Here is a 7,681-nt window from a genome sequence, read left to right as displayed (position 1 = left end):
GGCGGCTGCGGACGGCGAAGGCGCCATCGCGCCGGGGGCCGTGCTGCTCCGCTTCCTGGACAGCGATCCGCTCTCGGCCGCGACGGTGCGGGAAGAGGGGAAAGAGTGGATCGAGTTGCGGCTCGATCCGTCGCGCGCCATCAAGAACCTGGACAGCCTCACGGTGCTGTTGGACAAGGAAACCTGCGCCTTGCATCGCATCTCCAGCCGCGACGTTTCCGGGGACGAGGCGCGCTATACCGTGGCTGCCATCAAGCGCAATACGGGCTTGAAGGATAAGGAGTTCGCTTTCGTGCCGCCTAAGGGCGTCGAAGTGGTGGACATGCGGGAATGAAATTAATTTTGGCTTTTCCCCGGAGTACCCATGCCCAGCGATAATTCCTTCGACATCGTATGTAAGACGGATCCCGAAGAGCTCCGCAACGCCGTCCAGCATACCCAGAAAGAACTGGCGCAGCGTTTCGATTTCAAAGGAAGCAAGGCCGCGATCGAACTGGACTCCAAGGCCAGTTCCGTGGCGTTGACGGCCGACGATGAATTCAAGCTGGGCCAATTGCGGGACGTTTTCGAATCCAAGCTGATCAAGCGCGGCCTTTCCCCGAAGAACGTGAAGTACACCGAACCGCAACCCGGGGGCAAGATGACGGTGAGCCAGACCGCGAAGTTCCAGTCCGGCATCGCCCCGGAGGATTCCAAGAAGATCGTCAAGCTCATCAAGGATCAGAAGCTCAAGGTGCAGGTGAGCATCCAGGGCGAGCAAGTGAGGGTGAGCGGCAAGAGCAAGGACGATTTGCAGGACTGCATGGCCGCGGTGCGCGCGGCCAATTTCGATTTCGATTGCCAATTCACCAACTTCCGGTAAACGCATGAAGTCCCTTTCCGCCATCCCGCGGGCCATCGCGGGCTTAAGAGCCCCAAACAGAATGGGGGCTCGGCTACGGCCGGCTGCGCGGCCCGGGGCCGGCATCGGCCTCAGTCGCGATATTCTCCGAATATCGCTCCTTCGTCCTCTTTGGCCGCGGGCCGCTCGCTCGGCCTCGCTCTTCGCCCGCATTCTGTTTGGGACTCTATCCCTCGCGGCCTCCCTGGGTTTCGCCCATAGCGATCCCCTCATTTCCAAGAACCTGCCCATCGTCATCGCCGATCAGGCCGGCTTCTGGGTCTTCGCGGCGGACGGCGTCCGCTTCAGCCGCATCGATCCGTCCAAGAATCCGCTCGACATCCTCAACGGCGAACTGAAGATCGGCGGCGGGATCCGCGGCGGACTGGGACGATCTTCCACCGCCCTGCTCTTCTACGGTTATCCGCCCACCGATTCCTCCACGGTCGGCGCCTTGCTGGTTTTGACGGAGGAAGGCAAACCGGCGGTGGACAGCGTGGTGTTCACGCGACCCTCGCAGAAGGCCAATAACATCACCTCGGGAGTGGAGTTCTCGGCAATAGCCCAATGGCGGGACACCATCATCGTCGGGGCGGGCCGGGGCGGCGTCGCCCTCGTGAAGGCCTCCGCCGAGGACAATGGCGTGCTGGCGAAGGATAGCCTGAACTTCACCGCCTTCCCGGCGGGATCGGACACCGGCGTGGCGGCCTTCCGTTGCATCCGCAATGCCTCGTGTTCGGTCGCCCAGCTCGCGACCATCAACGACAAGATCGGCGAGCCCGATTCCGTCACCGCCCTCGCCGTCGACAGCGCGGCCGATACCACCTGGCTGCTCATCGGCTCCCAGAAGGGCCTACGCCGCGGGAGATTGGGAGGCAATGCCTTCCCTGTAGTCGCCTTGCCCGCTTCCAAGTCCGGATCCATCCGCATCGAAAGCATCTTCGCCGATCCGGCCCATGCCCTGCTCTGGGTCTTCTCCGGGTCGGAGTATTTCTTCAGTTCCGATCACGGGCGCTCCTTCCATAAGCCTCCGCGCATTGCCGGCCTCTCCGTCGCGCCCGATTCCCTGGGCGCCACCCAGACCGGGACCAAGCCGGCGGCCGCCTTCTCGGGCGATTCCACCTTCATCAATTTCAATCTGACCGAGCCGGGCTTGGTGGTTTTCCGGCGGGACACGCTTTTGGCGAACAAGGGCACCGGCGAACTGGCGGACGTGCTCTTGGACAAGGGGGACGGCCTGGATATCGCCAGCGGTGAAGGGCGTCTGACCACCTTGGCGGCCATGCCCGGGTCCGCGGGCACGACCTTGTTGGCTGGCTCGACCTTCAAGGGCGTTTTCCTGCGGCGCCCCGGTGAGGCTTGGACCAACGTGAACAGCCTGAAGGCGCTGAAGAACGGGCTGCAAGAGATCATTACCTATCCCACCCTGTTTTCGGGCACCACCGTGGATGGGCAACCCGAATACGTGCGGGTCGGCTACCGGCTCAAGAAGAGCGGCAAGGTGACCATTACTGTGTACGACTACGCGATGGAAAAGGTGAAGACCTTGGTGAAGAACGCCCGGCGCACGGGCGGCGGTAGCCGCAGCGAGGACCCCAACGAAGATCGCTGGGACGGGAAGGACGCTTCGGGCCGTTACGTTTCCGTCGGGACCTATTACATCCTGGTCGAATCGGATCAGGGAGAGAAGGGCTGGGGCAAAGCCATCGCCGTGCACGGGAGGTCGCCATGAGCCCGCGCTTTTACGGGGCGCCGGCCCGGGCCCTCGCGTTCGGCTTGCTCGCCGTCGGCTACTTCGTGGCCGGCTCTGCGTACGCCACCTCTCCGGAAATCCTGGGCGGCCACGAAGGCTGGCTCGATCGCATGGGCGGCGGCATCCGCGAATTGGGGATGGGCAATACCGGTTCGGCTGCCGAAGAGGCGATGCCCGCGGCTTATTGGAATCCCGCCATCCTTCCCTTCAACCGCGAAATGACGGCGGGGGTGGGCGCGGATATGCGCAGCCTCCAACGCAACGGCGGCTACGCGGGCCTGCAGGGCCGGGTGGCGGCCAACCTGGGCTTCGGCGTCGGCCTGCTTAACCGCGGCGATTATGACGTGCCCGCTTACGATGCGGACGAGAAGCCCATCGGCACCGCTCGTCCCCAGGCCATCGGCAGCTACCTGGGGCTGGGGGTCAAGACTTCGCGGAGCAATAGCTTCGGCGCGGCCGTGCAATGGTATTCCTTCGATCCCGACCTGGGAGGCGGCACGGGCAACGTGAACGTCATCGGCATCTTCAACCTCGGATGGTACAAGCGTTGGGGAAGCGATCTGAAGACCGCCGTGGTGGTGCGCAACCTGGGCATCAATTCGGATTTGAACGCGGAGTTCGATCAAACCACCTTGGGAGGCGATGAGTCCTCCCAGGGATTCGAACGTACGGCGACGGACTACATCCCCAAGACCTTGGTCGCCGCCGTATTCTACACGTCCCATGCCTTCGGTAAAACCGTGGATCTGGCCGCGGAAGCGCTGGACTACCAGTTGAAGCCGGATCTGTACGCCGCGGATGCCCAATTCCACGTGCAGGCCCTGCGACTGGGCGCCGATTGGCACGTTACCGACCGCGTCAACGCGCGCCTGGGGATGGATCAGGGGAACCTGACCGCCGGCTTCGGCTATGTTCTGCCCTGGGGCCGCCGCCGGCTCATGTTCGATTACGCCTTCGTGGCCGAGAGGGGTTTCCTGACCTTGAACCCGTTCGCCGGCGGCTTCCGGACCTCCTGGTAGGCCCTGGAACCCCGGATCTTTTTAGTTTATCGCCTCATGCGGACGATCCCTTTCCTCCTTCTGTGCGCCCTGGCGGCCATCCCGTCCCGGGCGGTGGAAACCGATCAGTCCCCGGGTTCGTCCAGTTTCAAGTTCCTGAAGCTTCCCCTCTCGCCGCGCATCGTGGCCCTGGGCGGGGCCGGCGTGGCCCTCGCCGACGATGCCGCCTCCTTGGATCTCAATCCCGCCGCCGCCGCGGCGGACTCCCAGCATTTGATCGTGGGCCGCGGCTATCCCTTCGCCGAATTCCAGACCACCAGCAGCCATATTACCTGGTCCATTCCCCTGGACGGCGGCTACCGCATCCTACTGAACGCGCGTTACCTGGGCTTCGATAAGATCGACGGGTTCAGCGAAACCGACGTCGCCACTTCGTCCTACGGGGCGCATACCCTCAAGCTGCAGGCCGGCTTGGCGGGCGTTTGGCAGGGATTGCAGTGGGGCGCCACCGCCAACTACGCCGGCAACAGCGTCGCCGACGCCAATTACGCTACCGCCATGATCAACGCGGGCGCGCGCTACCCGCTCCCCCTGGGCTTCGTGGTGGGCGCCAGCGTGTTGAACGCGGATTTCTGGGACTCGAAGGCCAAGGACCAGAGTAATGCCAATCCCTTCCCCCCCGCCGCCGCGCAGGTGGGCTTGGCCTATGCCCACGGCTTCGGTTCCGATTGGAAGGCCGCGGTGACCGCGGACGCGCGCGCGCGCAACGACGAGGACGCCGCCTTCCCCGCGGGCGCGGAAGTCTCCTGGCGGGATCTGATCACGGTGCGCGCAGGCTTTCCCTTCGGCGAACCCGAAGGCGGCTTCTCGGCGGGAGTGGGCCTGCATTGGTCCCTGTTCCGCCTGGCGTACGCCTACCAGAGCCACGCCGAGCTGGGGCCGGCGCATTTCTGGTCGCTCGACCTGGCTTATTGATCGACCGCCCTCGGTATTCTTGATCGCAAGCCCGCGAGATTCCTGGCCCGCCCGCGGGCTTCCGGGGCCGATGCCCCTCGCAATCAGCCGCGCACGCCGAGCAGGATCGCGATCATCCCCGCCACCATCAGCAGCTTAAGCCGCTTTTGCATGGGATGCCAGGCCGGGTCGGGCGCGCGCAGCCCCGCCAGCACCAAGGCCAGCAGGGGCAGGCACAGGACCGCGGCGGCGATGGGGTAACCGATATGGTACCCCATGCGGATCCAGGGAAGGGGCAGCAGGGCCAGGGTGGCAAGGCAGGCGGCCGCCACCGCGACCTTGGCCGCCCCCATGCCGTAGAGTACCGGCAGGGTTATGGCGCCATGTTCGCGATCGCCAACGACGTCTTCCGCATCCTTGGCCACCTCGCGGGCCATGGTCGTGAGAAAAGCGAACAGCATGGGCATCAAGGTGTAATCGGGCCGATGCGGCAACTCGGGCAGGTAAATGGCCAAGGCGCATAACAAGGCCACAGCCGCATTCCCCGCCAAGGGCAGGCCCTTGAGTTGGAGATTGTAGGCGTACAGCAAAAGCCCCATGGCGGCGGCCAAGTATCCTTGCGGAAGTCCGAGGGCGAAGGCGAGGGCGAGGGAGGCCGCGAATGCCAGCGAAGCCCCGGCCATGGCGGCCGCGGGAGCGATGCGCCCCGAGGGCAAGGGCCGATCGGGCCGGTTGATGCGATCGATGGGCAGATCGACCACGTCGTTGTGCATGTTGCCGGCGGCCGCCAGGAAGGCCATAGACAGCGAGCCGAGGGTGGCCGCGCGCCAATCGACGGGGCCGGGACGGCAGGCATGCCCGAGCCAGACTCCGCCCGCGGCGACGGCCGTGTTGGGAAGGCGCGCAAGCTCAAGGATCGCTTGGACCCTGCTCCACGGGGGCGGCATGCGCTAATATTAGCTAACTTGATGGCCCGGTTTTTAAATGATAGACGTCCGCAACCTTACCCTCACCTTCGGCGATCGCTACCTCTTCGATGGCCTTTCCTTCCAATTGGGGGACAAGGATAAGATCTGCCTGGCCGGTCCCAACGGCTCGGGCAAGACCACCTTGCTCAAGGTCCTATGCGGCGAGCAGCAGGTGGACGGCGGCCAGATCATCCGTTCCGCCTCGGTCAAGATCGGTTACCTGCGGCAGCATCTGGGCGAGGATGGCGGGGCCACCGTCTACGAAGCCGCCTTGCAGGCCTTCGGGGAAGCCCTGGCCAAGGCCAAGGAGCTGGATGCGCTGCATACCATCCTGGGCGAGCGCGAGGCGACCGAAGCCGAGCTGAACCGTATGGACTTCCTGCAGGATGAGCTGATCCGATCCAACTATTACACCGCCGAGAGCGAAACGCGCACCGTGCTGGCCGGCCTCGGGTTTTCCCCCGAGGAGCAGGACAAGCCCCTGGCGGCCATGTCCGGCGGTTGGCGCATGCGGGTGGCGTTGGCCAAGGTGCTGCTGGCCCAACCCAGTTGCCTGTTCCTCGACGAACCGACCAATCACCTGGATCTGGAATCGATCGTCTGGCTCGAGTCGTACATCCGCGATTATCCCGGCTGCATGGTCCTCATCTCCCATGATCGCGCCTTCGTCGATCGCACCTGCGATCGCATCCTGGAAATCCATGGCGCCGAGTTGGTCGCCTATCCGGTGCCTTACACCCGCTACGAGGAAGAGAAGGCCTTGCGCATGGAGCAATTGCTCAAGGCGCATAAAAAGCAGCAGGACGAGATCGCCAGCCTGGAACGCTTCGTGGAGCGCTTCAAGGCCAAGGCCAGCAAGGCGACCCAGGCTCAGAGCAAGCAGAAGCAACTCGACAAGATCGAGCGCATCGAGATTCCCGGCTCCGCCGCCACCATCCGCCTCAAATTCCCGGAAGCCCCGGCCTCCGGCCAATGGGTTTTCGAAGCCGAGGACGTGGGCAAGGTCTACGGGGAGCAACGCATCTTCCGAGACGGAAAGTTCGGCATCCAACGCGGCGAGCATGCCGTGCTCGTGGGCCCTAACGGCGCGGGTAAAACCACCTTGCTGAAAATCCTGCAAGGCATCGAACCGCCCACCGAGGGCAAGGTCACCTTGGGTTCCAACGTCCAGATCGGCTACTTCGCCCAGTACGAGGAGCCCACGCCCGTCGAAGCGGAAATGACCTTGGTCTCTTATCTGGCCGATTCCCTGCCGCGCATCGGCGATCAGCAATTGCGCAACGTCCTCGGGGCCATGCTCTTTTCCGACGACGACGCCTTCAAGAAATTCGGGGTGCTTTCGGGCGGCGAACGGGCGCGCGTGCGCATGTGCCGCCTGCTGCTCCAGAATTGCAACGTCCTCATCCTGGATGAGCCGACCAACCATTTGGACATGGACTCCAAGAACCTGCTGATGCGCGCCTTGCACGATTTCAGCGGCACGGTCCTCTTCGTCTCCCATGATCGCTATTTCGTGGAGAACATCGCCACGCGGGTGATCCTGGTGAAGAACGGCAGGGTCACCGATTATCCGGGCGATTACCATTACTACCTGGACAAGCTGGCCAGCGACGATCGCTATGGCATCGGAAACGATGCCGCATCGGGCAAAACCTCGGGCAAAGGATCGCAAGCCTCCAACGGCACGGCGGCCAAGTCCTCCGCCGCGAAACCGGCTCTGGCGAAGTCCCCCTCTACCACGTCGGCGGCGCCGGTCGCGAAAGCGACAGTGGCCCAAAATCCCTCGTCACAAAACCCCTCGGCCCCGAGTAGCTCGGCCCCCGATAGCAAGTCCCCGGCTCCGGCCAAGGATGCCGGCGGGCCGCAGGATTGGGAAGCCAAGAAAGAAGCAGAGCGCCTGCGTCGCAAGGCCGAAAAGCGCTGGACGGAGATCGAAGGGGAAATCACCGACCTCGATCAGAAAGTGGCGACCCTGGACGCCGAGCTCTGCCTGCCGGATACCTATGCCGATGCCACGCTCTTGCTGAAGCTTACCCGCGAGAAGCAGCATGCGCAAGCGGCCCTGGCGGCGCTTTACCAGGAGTTGGAAAAGCTGGAGGCCGATGGCTATGGGCGCTAGGACCCGCGG

General features: G+C 64.1%; 7 protein-coding genes. 6 read left to right on the top strand and 1 reads right to left on the bottom strand.

The features are described 5' to 3' along the window. The 5 genes from JF616_14075 to JF616_14055 all read left to right on the top strand — a co-directional run. Positions 1-334 (top strand): hypothetical protein (locus JF616_14075; GenBank protein MBW8888878.1); only part of this gene is annotated, 334 nt, incomplete at its 5' end. A gap of 30 nt (positions 335-364) precedes the next feature. Next, positions 365-862 (top strand): YajQ family cyclic di-GMP-binding protein, encoded by a 498-nt coding sequence (locus tag JF616_14070; protein MBW8888877.1) that lies wholly within the window; start codon positions 365-367, stop codon positions 860-862. 61 nt (positions 863-923) lie between these two features. After that, entirely contained in the window at positions 924-2,612 is a 1,689-nt protein-coding gene (locus tag JF616_14065; protein MBW8888876.1) for a hypothetical protein, read from the top strand. Next, positions 2,609-3,652 (top strand): hypothetical protein, encoded by a 1,044-nt coding sequence (locus JF616_14060; GenBank protein MBW8888875.1) that lies wholly within the window; start codon positions 2,609-2,611, stop codon positions 3,650-3,652. Before JF616_14065 ends, JF616_14060 begins: the two co-directional genes overlap by 4 nt. Before the next feature lie 36 nt (positions 3,653-3,688). Further along, a complete protein-coding gene (locus JF616_14055; GenBank protein MBW8888874.1) occupies positions 3,689-4,606 on the top strand; it encodes a hypothetical protein in 918 nt (305 codons plus the stop codon). Between the two features lie 83 nt (positions 4,607-4,689). On the opposite strand, the gene JF616_14050 is transcribed toward JF616_14055, so the two are convergent. Next, positions 4,690-5,532 (bottom strand): UbiA family prenyltransferase, encoded by an 843-nt coding sequence (locus tag JF616_14050; protein ID MBW8888873.1) that lies wholly within the window; start codon positions 5,530-5,532, stop codon positions 4,690-4,692. Positions 5,533-5,569: 37 nt separating this feature from the next. On the opposite strand from JF616_14050, the gene JF616_14045 reads away from it, so the two are divergent. Further along, positions 5,570-7,672 (top strand): ABC-F family ATP-binding cassette domain-containing protein, encoded by a 2,103-nt coding sequence (locus JF616_14045; GenBank protein ID MBW8888872.1) that lies wholly within the window; start codon positions 5,570-5,572, stop codon positions 7,670-7,672. The last annotated feature ends 9 nt before the right edge of the window (positions 7,673-7,681 follow it).

It is taken from the genome of Fibrobacterota bacterium (genome assembly GCA_019509785.1).
In the GTDB taxonomy this organism is placed as follows: domain Bacteria; phylum Fibrobacterota; class Fibrobacteria; order UBA11236; family UBA11236; genus Chersky-265.
Note: the sequence above shows the minus strand (reverse complement) of the source record. Positions and strands in the feature narration are given on the sequence as shown.